A 23528-nucleotide genomic window follows, 5' to 3' on the forward strand; every position below is an offset into this window, starting at 1 on the left:
GCTTCCTTCAGACCCCACCGTTGGCCAGTGACGCCCTTGCCATTCAGATTATCTTCCCCTTAGTCAGGGTGATAAGGCATCTTTCAGCCTATCGGGTTTGCCAGCTTCGCTGGGCAAACAAAAAAACGCAGCATAATTATATGCTGCGTTAATTAGTATCCGCTCAATTATAAAATTAACTAAGTGCTTATTTTAACCACTTGTTTGCCGGTAAAACCGCCGTCTAATTGTTTATGCAGTGCTGCTGATACTGCTTGTGCGTTAAAGTCGACAGCTGTAATTTTGGGTGTTTTAATGTCACCACTCAAAGCACCTTCTATTAATAAGTTACCCATAAAACTTAAACGTTGCTGGGCACATAAACTATTTGCCAACCAAGCACCTCCTAAGGATACAACACCAATATTGGGTGCTCGACGATACATTAGCTCTTGTTCAAAATGTGGCAATGGGTTTAAACAAGCAATTCGCCCACAAAAACGCATTAGTTCTATATTGCGTATTGTAGAGGCGCCACCAACGGTGTCTATTACCGCATCAAAGCCTTGTGGGCCAAGCTCTCGGCGAATTTTTTCGCATAAGTCTTTATCCTGGTAAGCAAATACCACATCGGCGCCTAATTGTTTCACCAATTTATGATTACGCTTAGCTGCTGTGGTAAATACGTCGGCACCGCGCTGCTTTGCAAACTGAATGGCAAACTGCCCTACAGCCCCTGCGCCACCGTCAATTAATACGGTATCGCCCTCGGTAATATTAATTTTATCTAGGCTTATAAGTGCAGCCATACCGGCACAAGGTAAAGTAGCCGCCATATCGCCTGCAAGCTCAGCAGGAACAACCGATACAGCATAGTTAGCTACTTTAGTATATTCACTCAACGCCCCTTGATCGCCAATACTGGCATGCCACATTACACGCGTGCCAACACCCGGAAAAACACCTTTACCAGCCTTTACCACTACGCCAACGGCATCAAGCCCTAAAATATGTGGATATTGCCACTTACAAAAACCCGATTTAGCAAACAAGCCATCAACTGGGTTTAAGCCAACATATTCAACTTTAATAAGCAGCTCGTTGTCTGCACACTCAGGAACAGCGTACTCAACATCGACTAAACAAATTTTTTCATTAGGCTCAGGCAATACAATTGCTCGCATAGTCTGCGGTAGCGTATATTGCGGTGAAATATCAGTATCAGACATCAAAAAACTCTACTGGTTAGTATTATTTAACGCATAACTCCATCGCCCGTTAAATGATTGGTAAGCATTTACTTTAGCGAGCAGTGATGAAATCGTTGAATCAACAGCATTTTCTTGAGCTATTAGAACATCCCGACGCGCATCTAACAACTCTAAGTAAGGAATTTGCCCTTCTTCGTACATTGCTTGCGCTTGTAAAAATGCATTATTAGCAAACTGATAACGCTGCTCAGCAAAGCTCTTTTGCTGAGCTTGGTTGACCAACAATTGCAAAGAAAGTTCACTTTCGCTCAGCGCTTGGAGTATCACTTGTTGATAATCGCTATAAGCCGCTTGAGTTAAAAGTTGCTGTGCATCGCGCTGCGCTATGAGTGACGGGTAGCTCAGTATTGACCACTGAATTTGCGGAGCCACCTGCCACTGCTGCTGCGTATTACTAAAACTATTACTACCAATACTAAGCACGCCTGCAAAACCACTTAAGCTTATATCTGGTAATAACGCTTTACTTGCAGCAACACTTAAACTATTTGCTTGGCTAAATGCATAAAGTGCTTGGCTAATATCGGGCCTAAGTGCGATAGATTCATTAGCATCATTTAACGATACGGTAAATTTATGCTCTAAAATGGCTTGCTCATTAGTGAGTTTAACATTTTGTGCTAGCCGTCCGCTAAGCACAGCCAGTGTAGATAAATCACGATACTTAGCGTATTCAATTGCCGGCATTAGTGCTTGTTGTTGCTTAAGTTGTGCCATAGTACGGTTTAAATCAAGCTCGTTTGCTACGCCTTCATCAACCTGGGCTTGAAGTACCGCAATACTTTGCTCTAGTGCGTCTATTTGCAACGTAACAATGTGCTGCTTTTGTACATTACCTTGATAGCTCACAAAGCCTTTAACAACCGACGAAACCACTTCAATTTGCAATAAACGCACTTGCTCGGCTTGGCTCATGGCCGATGCATTCGCTGCATCAACCAATGCCGTAATACGACCAAATAAATCGAGCTGCCAATTAAGTGCTAAATTAGCACTCGATTGACGACTGTTAGTATCGCCTAAACCACTGCGCTGCGCGCCAATTTCTACCCCGCCTTGCGGTAAATACTGCGCTTGTTGCTCGCCTAAGCGCGCCAAGGCGCTTTTAAGTACTAACTGACTGGTTTGTAAGTTGTGGTTATTGGCTAATGCGTCTGTAACCAACTGATTTAACTGAGCTGATTCTAGCTTTTGCCACCAGTTTGTCTCATCAATATTATTAAGCTCGCTGGCTATATTGGCACTAGCTATAAACTCACTAACCACGTTTTGCTCGCTGGCAGCGTCAATTTTAGCGGCGCAACCCGATAACATAGCAGCAATTAATATAGCGCTTGTGGTAAGCGACGTTTTAAGGTTTTTTTGCACTAATTTAATCATGTGATACCTGCTGTGCTTTTTGCTTTTTATTGGCTACTAACATATAAAATACCGGGGTAAATAATAAGCCGAATACGGTTACTCCTATCATGCCTGCAAATACAGCATTACCCATAGCGTGGCGCATCTCGGCTCCCGCACCCGTTGCTAATACTAATGGTACAACGCCCGCGGTAAAGGCTATTGAGGTCATTAATATGGGGCGTAAGCGCATTCGACATGCCGCTAACATGGCATCTAAATGTGATAAACCGGTTTCGTGTTGATCTTTGGCAAACTCCACCATAAGTATCGCGTTTTTAGAGGCCAAAGCCACCAGCACAATTAATGCAATTTGCGTAAATATGTTGTTGTCTGAGCCCACAAACCACACGCCAATTAGCGCCGAAAATATGGTCATAGGTACAATCATTATAATTGCCAATGGCAAACGTAGGCTTTCGTATTGTGCAGCCAGCACCATAAATACCAGTAGTACCACTAACGGAAATACATACACCATAGTATTACCCGCAAGCACTTGCTGATAGGTTACTTCGGTCCACTCGTATTCAATACCTGAAGGTAGCGTATCGGCAAGTACTTTTTCAATCGCAACTTGTGCTTGATCTGAGCTATAACCTGGCGCTGGGCTGCCGTTAAGCTCTGCACTTGGGTAGCCGTTGTAATGCATTACTCTGTCTGGGCCTATGGTAGGAGTTACCGTTAACACCGAGCCTAATGGCACCATATTACCCGCACGATTACGTACTTTTAAATGCAATATTTGTTCTGGATCAACGCGATAATCGGCGTCAGCTTGCGCATTTACTTGGTAAGTACGGCCAAATAAGTTGAAGTCGTTTACATACACTGAGCCTAAATATATCTGTAACGCATTAAACACTTCATCCAGCGGTATGCCTTGAATAAGCGCTTGTTCACGGTCTATATCTATATCCATTTGTGGGACTTGAATACGAAAACTTGAGTACAGGCCAACTAATGCTGGGTCTTGTTGCGCTTTCGTTATTACCGCTTGTAGGCTATTAAATAATGCTTCAAAACCTTTGTTTGCTCTATCTTCAATTTGTAATTTAAAGCCACCTGTGGTGCCTAAACCTTGAATAGGCGGCGGCGGAAATACCGCTACAAATGCTTCGTCAATTGCTGCAAAGCGTTGATTAAGTTGCGCTGCAATTGCCATGGCAGACTGGCTCGGATCGGTACGCTCGCTAAAAGGAGCTAAGGGCGTAAATACAATACCGCTGTTAGGGCTGTTGGTAAAACCATTAACCGATAACCCCGGAAAGGCAACCGTATGTGCAACGCCGGGCACTTCTAGCGCTATTTGTTGCATTTGTTTAATAACCGCTTCGGTACGATCTAGGCTCGCAGCATCAGGGAGCTGTGCAATTGCCACTAAATACTGTTTATCTTGCTGTGGAATAAAGCCACCGGGTACAGAGTCAAATAACTTAATAGTACCGCCCACTAAAGCAACGTAAGCAACCATGACCACCACGCTCATGCGGATCAGCTTTTGTACCAGTTTTTCGTAGCCTTTAGCGCCACGATTAAACACGCGATTAAAGGGTGCAAATAACCAACGGCCAAATAGTTTATTTAACAACCGCGTAAAAGCGTCTGGCTTTGCGTCATGGGGTTTTAGTAATAATGCAGCAAGTGCAGGAGATAAAGTCAGCGAGTTAAAAGCTGAAATAATAGTAGAAATAGTAATGGTTAAGGCAAATTGCTTATAAAACTGCCCCGACAACCCGGTAATAAACGCCGTAGGAATAAATACCGCACTAAGTACCAAAGCAATTGCAATAATAGGGCCGGTTACTTCACTCATGGCAACGCGGGTTGCTTCAAGTGGCGACAGACCTTTTTCAATATTACGCTCAACGTTTTCTACCACTACTATGGCATCATCTACCACAATACCTATGGCCAATACTAAACCAAACAGCGACAAGGTATTAATAGACACTCCCAGCAACTGCATCACTGCAAAAGTACCAATGAGTGAAACAGGCACCGCAATCAATGGAATTATAGATGCACGCCATGTTTGTAAAAATACAATCACCACAATAACAACCAATGCGATTGCTTCTAGCAAGGTAGTAATTACCGCATCGATAGAGCCGCGTACAAATACTGTAGGGTCGTACACTATGTCGTATTCAACACCGGTAGGAAAGTCTTTCGCTAAACGCGCCATGGTTTCGCGTACTTGATCAGAGAGCTCAATTGCATTAGAACCCGGGCGTTGGAATATTGGCATAGCCAGTGCTGGTTGATTATCAAGCTCAGCGCGCAGTGCATAAGTGTCTTGCCCTAAATCTACACGAGCTATATCAGATAAACGGGTTAACTGCCCTTGCTCACCTACTTTAATAATAACTTGTTCAAATTCTTCAATACTGTTTAAACGACCTTTAACATTTAACAATATTTGAAACTGGCTGTCGTTCGAAATTGGCTGAGCGCCTAAGCTACCCGCAGCAACCTGCTGGTTTTGTGAGCGCAGTGCACTTACGACATCCGATGCGGTTAACTCGCGCGATGCTAAAGCATCGGGATTAAGCCACACACGCATAGAATATTTACCGCCACCAAACAGGCGAATATCACCTACGCCCGATAAGCGTGCTATTTCATCTTTAATATTTAAATCGGCATAATTTGATAGATACGCTGTATCGTGGGTGTTTTCAGGAGAATATAAATGCACCACCATGGTTAAGTCGGGCGATGACTTTTCGGCTACCACGCCTAAGCGCTGTACTTCTTGTGGTAAACGCGGCAATGCGCTATTTACTCGGTTTTGTACTTGTACTTGTGCTCGGTCTAAATCAGTGCCAAGCGCAAACGTCACCGTTAAGGTCATACGACCATCACTAGTGGCTTGTGAAAACATATACAACATGTTTTCGGTGCCATTAATTTCTTGCTCTAATGGCGTTGCTACCGTTTGTGCAATAACGGTTGGGTTTGCCCCCGGGTAACTGGCTGTTACCACTACGGTAGGTGGAACAACTTCCGGGTATTCACTTACTGGCAGTTGAAATAATGAAATTCCCCCTGCTATTAAAATGATTAACGACAACATCGCCGCAAATATTGGGCGCTGGATAAAAAAGTGCGAAAACTTCATCAATAAACCTTATTGTTTAGCGACTAACTGGTTGTTGCTATTACCTAAAGTAAATGCAATTCCACTGGTATCAATAGTGACGGTATTAGGAGAAATTGGCATACCAGGTCCGACGCGAGCGGGGCCATTTACAGCAATCACATCACCCTCTGTAAGGCCTGCAGTAATCGCGCGTAATGAGCCATAACGCTCTCCAACGGTTACTAATTTATATTGCAGAACATTGTTTTCGCCGACCGTAAGTACAAAGCGATTTTTTAAATCTGTACCTATTGCTCTATCTGGCACTATTACAGTGTCAGTAATGGCGTTTGCGGCTAACTTAATACGTGCAAACGAGCCTGCACGTAACTGCCCGCTATTATCTGCAAACACTGCTCGCACGCGTAAAGTACCCGTAGCGGCGTTAATTTGGTTGTCAATAAAGTTGATGTAACCTGAATAAGCAAAATCATCTTGACCTACCTTTTGCATTACCACAGGTTGGCGGCTTGCTGCACTAACATCATTAAACGATGAATTCCAAGTGCGCTCGTCTATATCAAAATAAGCGTACATTTTTTCATTTGAAACAATCGACGTTAATACGCTTTGCCCCGCTAAAATATTATTACCTTTAGTAATATTAGCGCGCGAAATAATGCCATCTATAGGCGATACAACTGAGGTAAATTCTAAATCAAGCTGCGCCGATGTTAACTGTGCTTGTAGCGCCGCTAGTTGCGCTTCGCGTTGGCGCAGTGTTGAAGTACGTGCTTGTGCTTGCTCAGTTGAAATAGCTTTACGCTGCGTTAAGCGTACCGCACGGGTTGCTTCACTGCTTGCTTGTTCAAGCGCTGCTTTTGCACTGTTAACTTGCGCCTCAAGGCTGGCAACCTTGGCTGTAAATGAACGGTTATCTAATTGAAATAACACGTCGCCCTTATTTACCAAGTCGCCTTCGTTAAACTCGATGCTGTCGATAACACCCGATACTCGTGGCATTAAAGCAACTTCTTGAGGCGATTCTAAGCGAGTTGTGTAGGTGTGCCAGCTTTGTACCGGTTTAACAATAACCTTGGCAACATCTATTGGCTGATGTTGCGCTGTTGGAGCCGACTGAGCCGTGCTTTCATCGGCACAACTTGTAAGTGTTAAGGATGCTGTAGCCAGTGCTACAGCAATTAAATGTTTGTTCATTACGACGCTCCTTTATAATTAGCGTTGCATGGTACGGAACAATCGTGCTGACAAAAATAATAGATTTCTAAATTCATTAATGCCAAAATGGCATCAATAAACTATTTTAGGTAATATTATGGATACAACTAGTCGACTTTTAATGTTACTTGAAGTGGTTGAACAAGGCTCTTTTGCCAAAGCAGCTGAAATACGTAATATTGACCGCTCCGTTATATCAAAACAAATTAGCCGCTTAGAAGATGAGCTTGGCGTGAGGTTGTTAAACAGAACAACACGTTCTTTTTCGCTTACTGCAGCGGGCGCCGAGATGATAAAAAAAGCAGCCGACCTTAGAGAGCTGCTAGGTGAAACCCTGCGCATGGCCGAAAACTATCACCAAGAGCCGCGTGGATTATTAAAAATAACAGCATCAACCATTATTGGTCGCCGTTATTTACAACCTGTTATTAATGATTTTCAAAAACGCTTTCCACAAGTAGAAGTAGAATTACGTTTAGATGACCGCTTGGTCGATATAGTATCTGAAGGGTTTGATTTAGCATTTAGAATTGGCGAGCCAAAAGATTCATCGCTCATTGCGCGTAAAATTGCCCGTAATCGTTTATTAATATTAGCAACACCTGAATTTGTAAAAACCTATGGCATGCCTAAAACTATGAGCGATCTGGCTCAATTACCGGCGGCAAGCTATAAAAGCAATGCATTTAGAGTGGATGCAATAAATTACTATAACGATAAAGGTGAGGCTTGCGAGCAAAAAATAAGGAGTGTGTTTCGGGCTAACGACGCTGAAGTATTGCTAATGAAAACACTCTCTGGCACCAGTTACTTTTTGGCGCCTGCATTTTTACTCGATAACGAAGTTATTGATGGCGAGTTAGTGCCATTACTTACCAATATAAAAATAATGGACCACAGTGCTATGTATGCGCTATATCCGCACCGCGACTTACCGGTCAGAACGCGACTATTTTTTGATGCTGTGCGCGAGTATTTAGGCAAAGATAAACCGATTTGGGAAAACAGTATCCCAAATTTTGATCACATGTATTAATCGTTATATAAGCGCTGTTTTGTCACTTTTAACCGCTGGATAATAAACGCTATTGCGCCCTAAATCTTTGGCTTTATAAAGCTGTTTATCGGCTGCTTTAAGCAATTCATTGAGTGATTGTTGGGGTTTATAACGTGCAACGCCAATACTTGCTGTTAGGTTTATTTTATAGTTATCAACGTTTATGTATTTATTTTCCAGTGCTGCTCTTACTTTTTCGGCAACAGCAAGCGCTGCATGCTCACTATTAAACGAGCTTATAAGTGCAAACTCCTCGCCCCCGATCCTAAAAACATAACCTTTAGCAAAAGTGACCTTTAATAGCGTGGCTACTTCTATCAGTACTTTATCGCCCACATCGTGGCCGTATTTATCATTTATTTGCTTAAAAAAATCTAAATCAACTAAAAATAAGTAAAGCTGGGTACGCTCATGTAACTCAACCGAAAAATAATGATTCATTGCCAAACGATTACCCGCTCCGGTCAGAGGGTCAAGCATGGCAAGGTTTTTAAGTCTTTTTGAAAACTGTGCGCGGTTGCTTTCAAATGTATGTGAAATAGCCCAAATAACAATATAAGCAAATAATATATTTAAATATAAATTCAGAGAAGTAAAAGGAGCTAACGAGGATTTATTCATTAATACAATACTTTGTAAGCTAAGCAAAACCATAGAAAAAATAAATCCATAGTTTTTTCCTAGCAATAAATAATACATAGTAGGCAGCACCAACGCCCAAACAAACACCGCATTATTAAGCGTGGCTATATAAGCCCCAAAAACCACAATAAAAGAAATAAAGGCACACATAACAACAGACTGCCAAACTTGCACCGGGTGTTTACCCAAACGAAAATAAATGCAAAAACAATACAGCGCAAAAACAGCTTCAAAATAACCAAGCACACTTAAATTATTCACAGCAAGATTAAAACCTGAAAATACCAACGCCAAGCAACCAAAGCATAAGCTGACCCATTTGAGAACATTTTTCCTTAAAAACTCTGTACTATTAAGTGCTGCTATATCCATTTATGAAACTTGATAAAAAATAAAAAATTAGTTTAGCGTGAAACATAAATATAACAAAATAGTTTACCTACAATAGCAGCCCTGCTGGTAAATAATTATATAAAAATTCGTTACTGTACTGCGCAAAAAACCTAATCAGCAATAAGATCATCCACAGTCTCTATCAACTCAGCAAAGTGCTTATTTACGTGGCGGCGTTGTTTATCCGATAAAGTACTATTTAAACTAACAAGTAAATTTACATGAGCCATTAAATTAGCTTGGTTTTTGGCCGCTAATTCTTCACTAATAAAATATTCACGCTCGGTAATTATAATGCCCATTTGCTGATCAAACTGCTCAACATTACGTAATTCATAATTAAAAGCGTGTTGCAGTGCGTTTAACCTATTTTGCTTATAGCGCTGCCAAAGCACAAAGGTATTAATATGCTGCTCGTTAGCCAATGTTATAAGCTGGGTTTGCTGCTTAGTTAATTTCCCTAACCAATCTTTATAATAATTAAGCTGCTCTTTTAGGCGCTCCTCGCTTAGTTGTTGCGCCGTTTGCTCTTGATACTGTTTTAACTCGTCAGCTAAGTTAGCTTGTATGTTAGTTACAAGCTCTTGTTGTTGCTTAGTACTAAGTGTTTTAGCCAATTCGATTAAAGGCGCTTTAACCTGTATTAATAAATTGCTCCAATGCAATTTAGCTACAGTAACCTGCTGTGTTAAATCGCTGATATTAAACTCACTATTAAATGTTTTTTGTAACTTGATAAGATCTTGCTTGTACTTAGGCAGCTCTACCTGACGATGCCAATTACGGGTTTGTTTAATTATAATTTTAAGTTGTTTTGCTTGGCTACTGTTTAGGTCTATGTAGTCATCTACCCAAAATGATGATAGCCAAGGTAAATTGTTATAAGCAAAAGAAGTAGAGCAGCTAGCTAAAAGTACAAAGCTGACGGCTATCATTAAATGTATTATTTTTTTTGTATTTATTTTAATTAACATAACTCTCCTGCGCACACACAAAGTTGATAATAGTTTTTATTTGCATTTGACTTTAATTTAAATCTAACTGATAATCACTCGCATAAGTTAAATGTGCCGACCTCAGTGCCCAAGGATGAACTTTCAGCACGGATGCTGTTATTTTTATAAGCCCGTAATACTTATGTTGCTCGGGTTGTAATAAACAAAGCTTAGCCTACATCTTCATTTTTCATATTAGTGACGGTTGATATGACCCAAAAGCCCGAAAGGGCTTTTTTACTGCTTTAAATTTTTTGTAATATCTGTATCTTACACTGCTAAAACAACTCTGCTCGGCTTTAGGCTATAATAAGCGTACTTTGCATTTGCTAATGCGGTGCTTAATACTAAGGCCAGCGTAAAACATAACAAGCAATAAACTTTGCACTTAATCTTTAAACGTTGCATTACCTCATTTAGCACAAAAATTTTAAATAGAATAATGTTTAAATAATACACATTGCAACTATCACTTATTGGAGACATTCTTATGTCACAGTTTAATTTAAAAACCTTACTCCTAGCTGGCATTTTACTTAGCAGCCCTTTCGCTCATGCCGGGTTGGAGGAAGGGATCAAAGCCGCTAATGAAGGCGAGTTTGCACAAGCACTAAAAGAGTTTAATTACCTAGCAGATAAAGGCTTTGCCCCTGGTATTTATGAGCTGGGTAAATTATATGAAGGTGGTTATGGTGTAACGCGTGACTACCGTAAAGCTGCTCAACTTTACCAACAAGGGGTAGCAAAAAACCACCCTGATTCTATGTTTGCTCTCGCTGTTTTATACGATGAAGGCAACGGGGTAAAACTCGACAAACAAATGGCAATAAAGTTATTTGAACAAGCGGCAAACAAAAACCTACCCGCTGCACAATTTAACCTAGGCGTTATGTATGCCAATGGTGATGGCGTAAGCGTAGATTATGAACTTGCTAAAACGTGGTATGAAAAAGCTGCAGCCAATAATTATACTTTGGCGCAATTTAATTTAGCTTTAATGTACTTTGAAGGCTTAGGCATGCCTAAGAATTTAGAAAAGTCATATATTTGGAACACCATTGCCGAGTATAACGGCAATATGCAAGCAAGCCATAGTCGCAAGCTCGACGAGCAAAAAATGCTGCCTAAAGAAGTTGAAGAAGCAAAAGAAAAAGCCGACGCTATTTATGCCAGAATTTTAGCCGGCACTTACGCTGGTGAAGGGCGGTTGTTTTAATAAACTGCTTTAAACGCTGTTTTAATTAATTGCTCTAAAACAGCGTTTAAATAACAAGGCTAAGCTCGCTAATACTAACTAATGCAGTAAGATGAGTTTAGCCTTTTTGTTATATTCACTACTTTTTAATATAAAGCCACTTTAATAACTTAATTAGTACTTTGCTTTGTTTAAGTAGCATGCCGATACGTGGATTGAATGATCCAGAAACCAGCGTGTTTTTAGCATGGCTAAAGGTTAAAAACCCTTCATTAGCATGATAATGCCCCATTCCAGAATGCCCCACTCCACCAAACGGCGCATCATCGGCAGTTACTTGCACTAAGGTGTCGTTAACCGCAACAGTACCACTTAGTGTTTGCTTTATAATATATTCTTGAATTTGTTTATTTTGCCCTAAAATATACAAGGCTAATGGGTGATGATGCTGCTTTATATAACTTATTGCGTGCTCTAAGTTGGTGTAACTCATTACAGGTAATATTGGGCCAAATAGCTCATCTTTCATTAATTGCATTTCATCGGTTACTTGGGTGACAATATTTAGCCCCATTCGATGTTTATCTGGGTCTTGCTGGTTATCTTCAAGAGGTTTAATTATGGTTGCGCCTAGCTGCTGTGCTTGTTCTAAATAGCCAGATAAGCGTGCATAGTGAGCATCGCTTACAATAGAGGTTAAATTTTTACCTTCTACCCCTTGTTTGTAGTGTTTCTTATATAATTCACACAAGTGTTGCACCAACTGATGCTCAAGCTCTTTGGGTACAAATACATAATCGGGGGCAACACAAATTTGACCAGCATTGGCCATTTTACCAAAGAGTATTGCTTGCGCCGCTTTTTTAATATCTGCTTTTTCAGTAATAATAACAGGCGATTTACCGCCAAGCTCTAAGGTAACTGGCGTTAAATTAGCACTTGCAGCGCCCATTACTAACTTACCTACCGCAATTGAGCCTGTAAAAAACAGGTGTGCAAATGGCAGCGATGAAAACTCACTAGCAACGTCACTCCCCCCTTGTATTATTTTACAATGCTGCTCTAGTTCACCACTAAATAGCTTTTCAAGCACTTGATTGGTGTGGGGGGTAAACTCACTGAGCTTCAACATTGTACGATTACCCGCTGCCAATGCGGTAATAACAGGCACAATGGCAAGCTGTATTGGGTAATTCCAAGGCGCTATAATGCCAACCACGCCTTTAGGCTGGTATGTTACGCTCACCTTTGAAGGCCATAAGCTTAAACCTACTGATCGCTTGCTTGGTTTAGACCACTTTGGTAGTTTTTTTATGGTGTGCGCTAAGGCTTGCATGGTGGGTAATATATCGCCTAGCAAGGTGTCAAATGCGGTGCGATAACCAAAGTCTTTTGATACTGCGTCTATCAGCTCTTGCTCAAACTCTACAACACGACTGCGCAATTGCTTTAACACTGTGATGCGTTTATTAATCGACAAGTAAGGAGTTTTTATAAAGTACTGTTGTAACTCATCAAATTGTGCAGTTAACGAAGGTGTTTGCGGTGCGTCGATAGTCAAAATAGATTACTCAAATTTTAAAGTTATTTGAGACTATAACCTTGTTCTGTAATACGAGCAATAAAGAGTAATTTTGCATAGTATTGAACTATATACAAAACTACTCTGGTTTTGGTTGGAACTAAGTGGTAACTGTTGCAGCTATTGGCTGTTGTTTAGCAGCCAATAGCTGCGTAATTTAAAAGCCAAATACTTGCGCTGCAATTGTCATTGTTACTAAAGTAATTAAAACAATTGCCACAATATTAAGCACAAAGCCTGCGCGTATCATGTCGCGCATTTGTATTTGCCCTGAGCCAAACACAATTGCGTTTGGCGGGGTGGCTACTGGCATCATAAATGCACAACTACAGGCAATCGCCGCCGGAATAACCCACACAAGTGGTGAGCCTGCAATCGATTCTGCAACGGGGCCAAGTAAGGGTAAAAAACCAGCCGCGGTGGCGGTGTTACTGGTGATTTCGGTTAAAAATGTAATTAATGCAACGACCACTAAAATACTCATAACGAGAGGAATAGCACTCGCACCTTGAATCATTTGTGCAATATATTGCGCCAAGCCCGATGACTTTATTTGCGAGGCAAGTGTTAAGCCACCACCAAACAATAATAATACGCCCCAAGGTACTCTAGCAGCACTTTCCCAATCTAAAATACGCTCGTTAGTGCCTTTATTTGCAGGTAATACAAATAATAATAGCGCCGCGGCAATCGCAATAGTGGTGTCTGAAATACTCAAACCACTAAACTCGCCTAGCAAAGGTCTAAATATCCAACACGCACCAGCAAGCACAAATACAAATAACACGCCTTTTTCGGCGCGTTGCATTTCACCAAGTGCTTTTAATTGTTCAGTAAATACAGCTTTGGTGTCTATTTTTTGATTATTTTTAATACCTGCGTCTACTTTATAAGCAAACTTTGTAAGCCAAATCCAACTAATAAACAGCATACTTACCGCCAGTGGCACACCCACTAGCATCCATTGTGCAAAGCCAATTTCTATTTGGTAGCTGTCGGACAAATAAGCCGCCATTAATGCATTCGGCGGAGTACCGATTAATGTTGCAATACCACCAATACTGGCACCATAAGCAATAGAAAGTAGTAAAGCTTTACCAAACCCTTCATTGCTAGGATCTGACTGCTTTACTAAATGTGTAATAGACAAGGCTATTGGTAACATCATCACTGCGGTAGCTGTGTTTGACATCCACATAGATAAAAAGGCCGTAACTAGCATCATAGCTAAAATCTGCAAGCTAGGCTTAGTGCCTGCATACAGCATAGTGCTCAGTGCTATGCGTTTATGTAACCCCCAGCGCTCCATTGCGATAGAAATTAAAAACCCACCTAAAAATAAAAATATTAATGGATGAGCATAAGGCGCGGCTACACTTTTCATACCTGCTATACCAGCCAGTGGCGATATAACAAGTGGCAATAAAGCAGTCGCCGGAATAGGCACTACTTCGCTTACCCACCACGACGCCATCCAAAATGCTAACCCAGCAGTTTTAAACGCTGCACTGGACATGCCCGTAGGGGGATCGAGTAAACAGGTCAATAGCATTATGCTTGGCCCAAGTAGCAGTAATAACCATTGCTTAAATTGGTTTTTAGGCGCGTTATTTTGCAAAATTTGTTGTGTCATTTATCCAAACCTTAAAATTTGTACCTAAGACCAAGCGCTAAGCTGCTATCGGCGTTTTCTTCTAAGTCTAAGTCTGTATATAAAAGATAAGCCGTGGTTTGTTTATCAAATACATAGTCTAAACCTGTACTCCACTGAGTGGCTTCTGACTCTTGACGCAGTGCTGAGTCATCTTTTGCAAACTGTAATTTAGGAACCCATTTATCTAAGGTATAGCTTGCACTTAGTACATAGCCATTGCCTGATTTAGTGCCATCTATTGACTCTGAGTGTTGATACAAAGCACCTAGCTGTAACTGCTCAAACTTATAAACACCTGCAATCCGACTCGCTTTAATATTATTAAGTGAGTCAACATGGCTTAAAGAAATATAATATGGCGTATTGTTTAAATTACGATCACCGTAAATAAGTGTAGCGGCAAAACCCGCTTGGTTATCTTTATTATCGTCTTTGGGGGCATAAGTAAATGAAAACTGAGCATTATGCCAATAGCTTGAAGTGTAAGTGATGGTATCGCCAAGGCGGTCTTGCCCAGCAATAACTTGTGCTATATCGGCTTGTGTTTCGTTAAAATTATCCAGCTTACCTTCTGAGTATTTAAAGCGGGTATCGTTTCTACCGACAACTATTTCACCAAACGCTCCTTTTAAACCTAAATAGGTATTACGCGCTGCAAACGGCTCGTTAGTATCGTCATGTTCAAAGCCCTTTACTTGTACTTCGTATTTAAATACTGCGCTAACGTACTCGTTAAGTGTGTGTTGTCCTTTGATCCCTATGCGTGAAAATGGCGCGTCTATTTGTGTGCCTTCATCGGCGTAGCGCATAACGCCTGTATCGGTTTTAGCTATTTGTACTTCTGCTTTACCATACACAGAATATTCAGCAGCTAATACCATATTAGGTAAGGCAGTTATGCTACACAATAAAGTAAGCGCAGAGCGTTTAACGTGTGTGTTGTTTATCATCATGTGTCCTAAAAATTAGAATCTACTTATTGTTGTACACCCATTAAGCAAAATGATGGCCAACTACTAAATAAACATAAATTTCAGCAAGTTAAATGATTAACACTGTTTTTAAAGCAAAAAAGTGTGCGGATATCCGCACGCTTTTATTTAAAAACATCACCTTTATCGCACACTACTACATGCCCTAATCAGTAAACATATCCCGATTTAGACCATATTTACTCATTTTGTCGTACAAGGTTTTACGCGCAATTTGCAGCGTGCCCATGGTGTTTTTTATACTGCCATGGTTACGCTCTAACGCTTCTTCTATTAAAGATTGCTCATAATAACTGACCTTTTCGGCCAAACTTAAATCTTGTGATAACACTTGTTGATCAGCTGAATCACTTTGCGCAAATGCTAATTCAGGCCCTAACAATACTGCTCGTTCTGCTTGGTTTCTTAGTTCACGCACGTTACCTGGCCAGTCGTAGGCTAATAAACGTTGTTCTAACTCTACATTTAATGCGCCAAGTGGTTTATAAAACCGCGTTGCCGCAATTGAGCTAAAATGCTTAAATAATAAAGGAATATCAGCTTTTCGATCGCGCAGCGCTGGAATGCTTACTTTGACCAAACTAAGGCGATAATATAAATCGGCTCTAAACCCACCTTCATTCACCAATGCCAGCAAATCAACTTTAGTAGCAGCAACAATGCGAATATCTAAGTTAACGGTATGATTAGCGCCAACCGGCGTTACCTTTCGCTCCTCTAGTACACGCAGTAACTTTACTTGTAACGACAACGGGGTGCTTTCTATTTCATCTAAAAAAACAGTGCCACCTTGGGCAAATTCAAATTTACCCTTTCTATTTTTTGTGGCCCCAGTGTATGCACCGCTTACAGCACCAAACAGTTCACTTTCTATGAGCTGCTCTGGCACAGCACCACAGTTAATCGCTACAAATTGACAGCTTGAACGGTTACTGTGGTCGTGTAAGTAACGTGCAACCAGCTCTTTGCCAGTCCCAGTTTCACCTTCAATTAATATATCTGCAGGAGTATCTATCACGGTATTAAGCAGCTTCATCATGTGCTGCATTTTAGGCGTATCACCTAAAATACGCACACCCGGCGCTGAGGTTTTTTCTACCGCGCGTTTAAGAGCGCGGTTTTCCATTACCAGGCTGCGTTTATCGCACGCTCTGGCAATACAATCTATTAAATGCTCGTTAAGGGGTTTTTCAAATAAATCATAAGCGCCTAACTGCATCGCTTTTACCGCCACCGACACATCGGCATACCCAGTTAAAAATATAACCGGTAACTCACTATCAAACGCTTTTATTTGCTCAAGTAACGTAAGCCCGTCCATTGCTGGCATATTAATGTCGCTAAGGACCACGCCGCTATAGCCTCGGCTTAAGCGACTAAGCGCCGTTGCCCCATCACTAAAACATTGAACTTGGTAGCCTTCCAAAGTGAGTAATTGATTTAACGAATCGCGGATCATCGCCTCATCATCAATAACCATTACCTGCTTACAAAGCAGTGGCTCAATCATGTTGTGACTCCGCAGTACTCCAAAGACAAATAATAAACTGCGCCCCCCCTTCTGGGCGATTATGCGCACTTAAACGACCATCAAACGAGTCGATGATTTGCTTAGATATTGATAAACCAAGGCCTAAACCGGTACTCGACTTGGTACTATAAAATGGTTCAAAAATAGAGCCTAAAGTATGGTGTTCTATGCCAGATCCTGTATCTAATATCGATAGTTTTACGCGTCCATCAAAGCATTCAACTTCAAAACTTAATTGCCGCGTTGCGCAGTTACTCATTGCCTGCGATGCATTAGTAATAACGTTAACTAATACTTGTTCAAACTTAAGCGAGTCGACCAAAACGGTAATATTTTGCTCAAACTGCGGAGGAATAACACTAATATCATCTTGTTTTAGTTGTGAATGAGTGATCATTAAAGCGTTATTTAATAATGCCGACAAAGGGTGCGGTCTCAGTTGCATTTTTGAAGGTTTACTAAAGTGTTTTAATTGCGCAACAATTTTATGCACCCGCTCTACTAAGCCCTCAATAATGACTAAGTTTTCGTTTAATGCTGTTAACTTACCTTTATTGAGCAATATCTTTGCACTGGCTAAATAAGCATTCATGGCACACAAAGGCTGGTTAATTTCGTGGTTTATGCCAGCGCTTAATTGCCCTATGGTGGCAAGTTTTGCAGACTGCACTAGAGCGGTTTGAGCTTTTTCAAGTGCTTGGGTACGCTCAATCACTTTTTGCTCTAAACTGTGCCTAGAATAAAGTAGTTTTTTATAACCGGCAAAGCGTGCAAGTAAACTATAAACAATAAAAATAAACACACAATAAAAAATCATCAACCATAATAACCGAGGTAACTGCATGGCCGCTATGTTAGAAACATCTACTAATACGCTCATTTGAGCATTAAAATGTTTTAATGGCTTAGAGGCCACTACATATAAACGCTTAGCAATTTTAAATTGTGTAATATCTTGGCTATTAAATTGTTGTAAAGGAATAAGACCAGGCTGGTAATCTAAATAAGCACGACGTTGATTTATTTCCCGCCTGGCTGCAATATCCAGCTCTTGAAAACTGTTTAAACGCCAATTAGGCTCATCCGACATAGCAATAACATTATCTGCTAATTGTAAATAAAAATGACTACCTGCTGCCGTATTAAGCAGCGATCTGTCGTCTTCAAACTTAGCAACATTTACTTTTAGCGCCACAACCCCAATTGCTTTACCTTCATGATAAATAGCCTGCGAAAAATATAATCCACGCTCTTTTGAACGCTGACCAAGCGCAAAATAAGCTACCTTTTCACCCGCAAATGCTTGTTTAAAATACGGTCGAAATGAAAAGTTACTCCCTAAAAATGTATAATCGGCCTGCCAATTGCTACTCGCAACGACCTCGCCCTGAGTATTAAGTATATAAATATCAGATGCGCCACTGGCTTTTTGTATATCCGCTAAGTAGTTGTTAATAGCGCTATAATGCTCTTCTTCATTATTAGTAAAGCGAATGAGTAAGTTGTTATTGGTGAGTAATTGCGGGATCGCAGCAAATCGAGCAAGCTCATTATCAATGTAGTTATTTAATTGGCTTACTTGTTGGTCGGCTTGTTTTTTTGCTTGCTCTAAGTCATGTATTCGACCAAACCAAAAAGTGACTGTTAACAACAAGAGTAGCAATAAAAATGCGAAAATAATTTTTTTAGGAATGAAGAACATAAACGCCTATAAAACGGGTAATGTTAGCTATTAATAATGGGGTATAGTTTATCTGCATAATGCAAAGAGAGATATAAACTTTTTGTTAACAATTGTATTAAAAACATAAAAACCGTGAAATAAGGCAATTTCACGGTATAAAAGTATAATTAAGCTTTGCCTAGCTTTGGTTTATTTTTAACATATTTATATAAACCAATTAAAGAGGCTGCAATCCAAAATATTTCAATTACAAAACTGGCTAAATTAAAGTTATAACAAAGACTAATAAGCAGCAATATAGCGCCGGTTAAGTTCATCATGTTATAAAGCAAACTCGCTGGTGATACTTTATTTAGTTGTAACAAAAAAAATGAACCCACTACTAAAGCAGTACCCGTCATACCTACAATATCAAATAAAAGTGCAATCACACGTCTATCCTTTTCCATTTTAAAAACCCAATTGACTGGCCCGATCCGTGGGGAGGGTATTTTTCAATCATTGAAACAGCAAAACCGGTTAAGTTTATCAATGTAGCAAATTCAATCAAGGGCTTATGTCCGCCCTAATCGGAATATTGAAATAAACAGATGCCTTATTTAAAAGTAACTTTTCCACCAATCATTTTATATGCAGCTGTGCCTTTAATAATTGCAGGCCGCGCAAATGGGCGTTCGCATTTTGGGCAAATACAAGGCTGCTTAGTATAATCTTGGCTAATGCGCTCAATAAAACATTTAACTAACGCACCTTTTCCCCCTTTACGATACTTAAATAAAGGTGCCCTGCAGCTTGAGCAAAATATATCGACCGTTTTGGTTGGCCCTTTTTTATTTGGCTTTGCCATTTGTCCTCCATTTTTGCAGTAATTTAATTAACTAAGCGTTATAAAATCAATGCTGATTAAAACTCCCCCAACACTGCTGCTGTTAATTTGGCTAACTCATGGGGGTTAATTGCAATGTCTAAGCCTCGTTTACCGGCACTTACATAAATACATGCAAATTGTGCAGCGCTGCTGTGCAAAAAAGTAGCAAGACGTTTTTTTTGTCCCAGTGGGCTCACGCCTCCTAATACATAACCTGTGCTTGCTTGCACTTTTTTTGCCGCAGCCATAGCTACCTTTTTAGCGCCACACAATGAGGCAAGCAGCTTTAAGTTAACTTGCTGAGAAACAGGTGTAATGGCGACTATGAGCTGTCCATCTTGGTTTTCCAGCACTATGGTTTTAAAAACCTGATCCCTATTAAGGTTTAGCTTTTGGGCTGCTTCAAGGCCAAAGTTAGTGGTGTTTGGATCGTGCTCATAGCTTAATAATTCAAAACCAATTTTTTGTTTTTTCAGTAACTCTATTGCTGGTGTCATATGTTGCTACGCTATTATTTTAAGCAAAAAAAACGACGCTCTAAAAAGCGCCGTTTAATATTATAAAACACATTAATTATTTAGTTAAATCATCAAAAAACTTTTTAACACCATCAAAAAAGCCTTGCTCTTTAGGACGGTTTTTTGAGCTATCTTTGCCCATGCTTTCTTCTAATTCTTTTAATAATTCACGCTGACGTTCGTTCAGGTTTATTGGTGTTTCAATAACCACTTTACAAATTAAGTCGCCTATTGCACCACTGCGAACAGATTTAACGCCTTTGCCACGCATACGGAACATTTTGCCCGTTTGTGTTTCAGAAGGAATTTTAAGCTTAGCGCGACCATCAAGTGTTGGCACTTCAATTTCGCCACCAAGACCCGCTGTAGTAAAGCTAATAGGAACTTCACAATGTAAGTTATTTGCGTCACGTACAAAAATACGGTGTTCACGAACAGATACTTGCACGTACAAGTCGCCAGAAGGCGCACCATGCATTCCCGCTTCGCCTTCGCCCGTTAAGCGAATACGATCGCCGGTATCAACACCCGCAGGAATTTTAACCGATAAGGTTTTCGTTTTTTCTACGCGGCCTTGTCCATGACAGCTATCACAAGGGTTAGATATAATCTGACCTTGCCCCTGACACGTAGGACACGTTTGCTGAACAGCAAAAAAGCCTTGGCGCATTTGTACTTGCCCAGCACCATGACACGTAGTACATGTTTTAGGCTTGGATCCGGCTTTTGCACCGCTGCCATCACATGGATCACAACCTACCCAGGTTGGTATTTTAATTTCGACTTCTTTACCACGAACCGCTTCTTCTAAGCTTAAGTCCATGTTGTAACGCAAATCAGATCCACGTTGCTGACGAGATTGACGTCGACCACCGCCGCCACCAAAAATATCGCCAAATACGTCACCAAAAACATCGCCAAAGTCGCCATGACCGCCGCCAAAACCACCATGACCACCACCGCCGCCACCTTGTTCAAAAGCTGCATGGCCGTATTGGTCGTAAGTTTGACGTTTTTGCGCGTCAGTTAATATCTCGTAAGCTTCTTTTACTTCTTTAAACTTTGTTTCAAGCTCTTTGTCGCCTGAAGTACGATCTGGATGATATTTCATCGCTAAGCGTTTATACGCTTTTTTAATGTCTCGCTCACTCGCATCTTTGCTTACGCCGAGGACTTCGTAATAATCGCGTTTTGACATATCTACCACACTACTCTTTTCTATTTGCAGCTAGGCTGCTTGATAAACCGATAAATCGTATCGATTTACCACCTAATTCTCATGCAAAAGGCGCGTCAAGCTATTGCCTGCGCGCCTCAATCGTTCATTCTAACGTAAACACTTAACTAAGTTACAGTGCTTTGTGTTAGCTAGAAGCGTAAGCAACAATTACTTGTCGTCTTTAACTTCTTCAAACTCTGCATCAACTACGTCGTCATCTTGCTTAGCAGATTGTTGTTGCTCGCCTGCGTCAGCTGAACCTTGTTGAGCTTTAGCTTGTGCAATTTCCATAAGCTTTTGAGACTTTTCAGCAAGCGCTTGAGTTTTAGCTTCAATTTCGTCTTTCTTGTCACTCTTAATAGCAGTTTCAAGGTCAACTACAGCCGCTTCAATCGCTTCTTTGTCTTCACTTGGAAGTGCATCGCCAGCTTCTTCAATTTGCTTGCGTGTACCGTGAACCATTGCATCTGCTTGGTTACGAGTCGCTACTAGCTCTTCGAATTTTTTGTCATCTTCAGCATGCGCTTCAGCATCACGAATCATTTGTTCAACTTCTTCATCACTTAAGCCTGAAGATGCTTGAATCGTAATTTTTTGCTCTTTACCTGTATCTTTATCTTTAGCAGATACATGTAAGATACCATCGGCATCCACATCGAATGTTACTTCGATTTGTGGTGTACCACGTTGTGCTGGACGAATACCTTCTAGGTTAAATTGACCTAGAGATTTGTTGTCGCTTGAACGCTTACGCTCACCTTGCAGTACATGAATTGTTACTGCAGACTGATTATCTTCAGCTGTTGAGAAAGTTTGCGATTTCTTAGTAGGAATCGTGGTGTTCTTCTCAATTAGTGCTGTCATTACCGAGCCCATTGTCTCAATACCTAGAGATAATGGAGAAACGTCTAGTAATAGTACGTCTTTAACGTCACCAGCTAGTACACCACCTTGAATTGCCGCGCCTACTGCAACAGCTTCATCAGGGTTAACATCTTTACGTGGCTCTTTACCAAAGAACTCAGCAACTGTTTTTTGTACTAAAGGCATACGTGTTTGGCCACCAACAAGAATAATGTCGTTGATGTCGCTTACTGATAAATCAGCATCAGCAAGTGCACGTTTTAATGGTTCAATTGACTTAGTTACTAAGTCTTCAACAAGTGACTCAAGCTTAGCACGTGTTAGTTTCACGTTCATGTGCTTAGGACCTGTTGCATCTGCAGTTACATACGGAAGGTTTACTTCTGTAGATTGTGCAGAAGATAGTTCAATCTTCGCTTTTTCAGCAGCTTCTTTAACACGTTGCATTGCAAGTGGGTCAGTTTTTAAGTCTAGACCTTGGTCTTTCTTAAATTCAGCTACTAGGTAGTTGATTACGCGGTTATCGAAATCTTCACCACCTAAGTGCGTGTCACCATTTGTAGCAAGTACTTCAAACGTGTGCTCGCCTTCAACTTCATCAATTTCAATAATTGATAAATCGAAAGTACCGCCACCTAAGTCGTATACTGCAACAATGTTTTCACCACGGTTTTTGTCCATGCCGTAAGCAAGTGCTGCAGCAGTTGGCTCGTTGATGATACGTTTAACTTCAAGGCCAGCAATACGACCCGCATCTTTTGTAGCTTGACGCTGTGAATCGTTAAAGTATGCCGGTACTGTGATAACCGCTTCAGTTACTGCTTCACCTAAGAAGTCTTCAGCCGTTTTCTTCATTTTTTTCAGGATTTCAGCAGAGATTTGTGGTGCAGCGCGTTTTTCGCCGCCCGCTTCAACCCATGCATCACCGTTATCGGCTTTAACAATTTTAAATGGCATGATGCCGATATCGCGTTGTACTTCTTCGTCTTCAAAACGACGACCAATTAAACGCTTAATAGCAAATACTGTGTTTGTTGGGTTAGTAACCGCTTGACGTTTAGCTGGCTGACCAACTAAAGTTTCACCGTCTTGCGTATAAGCAATAACAGACGGGGTTGTGCGATCGCCTTCCGCGTTTTCAATAACACGTGCTTTGCCACCATCAAGTACTGCAACACAAGAGTTTGTAGTACCTAAGTCTATTCCAATAATTCTACCCATGAAATTTCTCCAACTTCAATATTCGTTAATACGTTCGATGACTAGTTAATAGGGATGCTGCAAACTTAATTCAACTGTAAAAATGAAAAAAATATCATTTTTTTTGATTTTTTTACAAAATAAGCTAAATAAAGTGCA

At 40.7% G+C, this 23528-nt stretch carries 18 protein-coding genes; 2 read left to right on the plus strand and 16 right to left on the minus strand.

The genetic code is table 11. The features are described from left to right. Window positions 1–179 precede the first annotated feature (179 nt). Genes H5058_RS10040 through H5058_RS10055 form a run of 4 tightly spaced genes read right to left on the minus strand, consistent with a single transcriptional unit; the run spans window position 180 to window position 6954 of the window. Window positions 180–1208, minus strand: a complete 1029-nt coding sequence (locus H5058_RS10040) for a zinc-binding dehydrogenase (protein WP_182677949.1) — start codon at window positions 1206–1208, stop codon at window positions 180–182. Window positions 1209–1217: 9 nt separating this feature from the next. Further along, window positions 1218–2630, minus strand: a complete 1413-nt coding sequence (locus H5058_RS10045; protein WP_182677951.1) for a TolC family protein — start codon at window positions 2628–2630, stop codon at window positions 1218–1220. After that, a complete protein-coding gene (locus tag H5058_RS10050; RefSeq protein WP_182677953.1) occupies window positions 2623–5775 on the minus strand; it encodes an efflux RND transporter permease subunit in 3153 nt (1050 codons plus the stop codon). The genes H5058_RS10045 and H5058_RS10050 overlap by 8 nt, the downstream gene beginning before the upstream one ends. Window positions 5776–5784: 9 nt before the next feature. Next, window positions 5785–6954 (minus strand): efflux RND transporter periplasmic adaptor subunit, encoded by a 1170-nt coding sequence (locus H5058_RS10055; protein ID WP_086995775.1) that lies wholly within the window; start codon window positions 6952–6954, stop codon window positions 5785–5787. Between the two features lie 118 nt (window positions 6955–7072). Here H5058_RS10055 and H5058_RS10060 point away from each other — a divergent pair, with 118 nt between their 5' ends. Then, window positions 7073–8011, plus strand: coding sequence for a LysR family transcriptional regulator (locus H5058_RS10060; RefSeq protein ID WP_011329997.1), 939 nt, complete (start codon window positions 7073–7075; stop codon window positions 8009–8011). 3 nt (window positions 8012–8014) lie between these two features. Here the strand turns inward: H5058_RS10060 and H5058_RS10065 are convergent, their stop codons facing one another. Then, the gene (locus tag H5058_RS10065) at window positions 8015–9046 is read right to left on the minus strand and encodes a diguanylate cyclase (RefSeq protein WP_182677955.1); all 1032 of its coding nucleotides are present in this window, start codon (window positions 9044–9046) and stop codon (window positions 8015–8017) included. Between the two features lie 131 nt (window positions 9047–9177). Further along, the gene (locus tag H5058_RS10070; RefSeq protein WP_089369229.1) at window positions 9178–10041 is read right to left on the minus strand and encodes a DUF6279 family lipoprotein; all 864 of its coding nucleotides are present in this window, start codon (window positions 10039–10041) and stop codon (window positions 9178–9180) included. A gap of 511 nt (window positions 10042–10552) precedes the next feature. Here H5058_RS10070 and H5058_RS10075 point away from each other — a divergent pair. Continuing rightward, complete coding sequence (locus tag H5058_RS10075; RefSeq protein WP_086995764.1) at window positions 10553–11278, plus strand: tetratricopeptide repeat protein; 726 nt, start codon at window positions 10553–10555, stop codon at window positions 11276–11278. A 118-nt stretch (window positions 11279–11396) separates the two neighbouring features. Here the strand turns inward: H5058_RS10075 and H5058_RS10080 are convergent, their stop codons facing one another. The 10 genes from H5058_RS10080 to dnaK all read right to left on the minus strand — a co-directional run bounded on the left by H5058_RS10080 (window position 11397) and on the right by dnaK (window position 23390). Beyond that, entirely contained in the window at window positions 11397–12818 is a 1422-nt protein-coding gene (locus H5058_RS10080) for a coniferyl aldehyde dehydrogenase (protein ID WP_089369227.1), read from the minus strand. A 178-nt stretch (window positions 12819–12996) separates the two neighbouring features. Further along, window positions 12997–14472 (minus strand): DASS family sodium-coupled anion symporter, encoded by a 1476-nt coding sequence (locus H5058_RS10085; protein ID WP_089369226.1) that lies wholly within the window; start codon window positions 14470–14472, stop codon window positions 12997–12999. An 11-nt stretch (window positions 14473–14483) separates the two neighbouring features. After that, complete coding sequence (locus tag H5058_RS10090; protein WP_182677993.1) at window positions 14484–15443, minus strand: porin; 960 nt, start codon at window positions 15441–15443, stop codon at window positions 14484–14486. 187 nt (window positions 15444–15630) lie between these two features. Then, on the minus strand, window positions 15631–16995 hold the full coding sequence (locus H5058_RS10095) for a sigma-54 dependent transcriptional regulator (RefSeq protein WP_011329990.1): 1365 nt from the start codon (window positions 16993–16995) through the stop codon (window positions 15631–15633). Then, window positions 16988–18718, minus strand: coding sequence for an ATP-binding protein (locus tag H5058_RS10100; protein ID WP_089369224.1), 1731 nt, complete (start codon window positions 18716–18718; stop codon window positions 16988–16990). Before H5058_RS10100 ends, H5058_RS10095 begins: the two co-directional genes overlap by 8 nt. Window positions 18719–18867: 149 nt before the next feature. Beyond that, a complete protein-coding gene (locus H5058_RS10105) occupies window positions 18868–19131 on the minus strand; it encodes a hypothetical protein (protein ID WP_041454922.1) in 264 nt (87 codons plus the stop codon). Between the two features lie 164 nt (window positions 19132–19295). Then, a complete protein-coding gene (locus H5058_RS10110; protein ID WP_041454920.1) occupies window positions 19296–19547 on the minus strand; it encodes a hypothetical protein in 252 nt (83 codons plus the stop codon). A 56-nt stretch (window positions 19548–19603) separates the two neighbouring features. After that, window positions 19604–20065: a Cys-tRNA(Pro) deacylase gene (gene ybaK, locus H5058_RS10115; RefSeq protein WP_086995751.1), complete on the minus strand. Its 462-nt coding sequence runs from the start codon at window positions 20063–20065 to the stop codon at window positions 19604–19606. Between the two features lie 76 nt (window positions 20066–20141). Continuing rightward, window positions 20142–21284 carry a molecular chaperone DnaJ gene (gene dnaJ / locus H5058_RS10120; protein WP_182677957.1) on the minus strand — a complete coding sequence of 381 codons (1143 nt, stop codon included), beginning with the start codon at window positions 21282–21284 and terminating at the stop codon, window positions 20142–20144. Window positions 21285–21473: 189 nt separating this feature from the next. Next, a complete protein-coding gene (dnaK, locus tag H5058_RS10125; RefSeq protein ID WP_011329985.1) occupies window positions 21474–23390 on the minus strand; it encodes a molecular chaperone DnaK in 1917 nt (638 codons plus the stop codon). Between the last annotated feature and the right edge of the window lie 138 nt (window positions 23391–23528).

The sequence above is a fragment of the Pseudoalteromonas sp. SR45-4 genome, from assembly GCF_014163535.1.
Classification (GTDB): Bacteria; Pseudomonadota; Gammaproteobacteria; order Enterobacterales; family Alteromonadaceae; genus Pseudoalteromonas; species Pseudoalteromonas nigrifaciens.

Bases quoted from the DNA above. Each gene is read 5' to 3' on its own strand.
- H5058_RS10040 (WP_182677949.1), bottom strand. From the start codon at position 1,208: ATGTCTGATACTGATATTTCACCGCAATATACGCTACCGCAGACTATG.
- H5058_RS10045 (WP_182677951.1), bottom strand. From the start codon at position 2,630: ATGATTAAATTAGTGCAAAAAAACCTTAAAACGTCGCTTACCACAAGC.
- H5058_RS10050 (WP_182677953.1), bottom strand. From the start codon at position 5,775: ATGAAGTTTTCGCACTTTTTTATCCAGCGCCCAATATTTGCGGCGATG.
- H5058_RS10055 (WP_086995775.1), bottom strand. From the start codon at position 6,954: ATGAACAAACATTTAATTGCTGTAGCACTGGCTACAGCATCCTTAACA.
- H5058_RS10060 (WP_011329997.1), top strand. From the start codon at position 7,073: ATGGATACAACTAGTCGACTTTTAATGTTACTTGAAGTGGTTGAACAA.
- H5058_RS10065 (WP_182677955.1), bottom strand. From the start codon at position 9,046: ATGGATATAGCAGCACTTAATAGTACAGAGTTTTTAAGGAAAAATGTT.
- H5058_RS10070 (WP_089369229.1), bottom strand. From the start codon at position 10,041: ATGTTAATTAAAATAAATACAAAAAAAATAATACATTTAATGATAGCC.
- H5058_RS10075 (WP_086995764.1), top strand. From the start codon at position 10,553: ATGTCACAGTTTAATTTAAAAACCTTACTCCTAGCTGGCATTTTACTT.
- H5058_RS10085 (WP_089369226.1), bottom strand. From the start codon at position 14,472: ATGACACAACAAATTTTGCAAAATAACGCGCCTAAAAACCAATTTAAG.
- H5058_RS10090 (WP_182677993.1), bottom strand. From the start codon at position 15,443: ATGATAAACAACACACACGTTAAACGCTCTGCGCTTACTTTATTGTGT.
- H5058_RS10095 (WP_011329990.1), bottom strand. From the start codon at position 16,995: ATGATTGAGCCACTGCTTTGTAAGCAGGTAATGGTTATTGATGATGAG.
- H5058_RS10100 (WP_089369224.1), bottom strand. From the start codon at position 18,718: ATGTTCTTCATTCCTAAAAAAATTATTTTCGCATTTTTATTGCTACTC.
- H5058_RS10110 (WP_041454920.1), bottom strand. From the start codon at position 19,547: ATGGCAAAGCCAAATAAAAAAGGGCCAACCAAAACGGTCGATATATTT.
- ybaK (WP_086995751.1), bottom strand. From the start codon at position 20,065: ATGACACCAGCAATAGAGTTACTGAAAAAACAAAAAATTGGTTTTGAA.
- dnaJ (WP_182677957.1), bottom strand. From the start codon at position 21,284: ATGTCAAAACGCGATTATTACGAAGTCCTCGGCGTAAGCAAAGATGCG.
- dnaK (WP_011329985.1), bottom strand. From the start codon at position 23,390: ATGGGTAGAATTATTGGAATAGACTTAGGTACTACAAACTCTTGTGTT.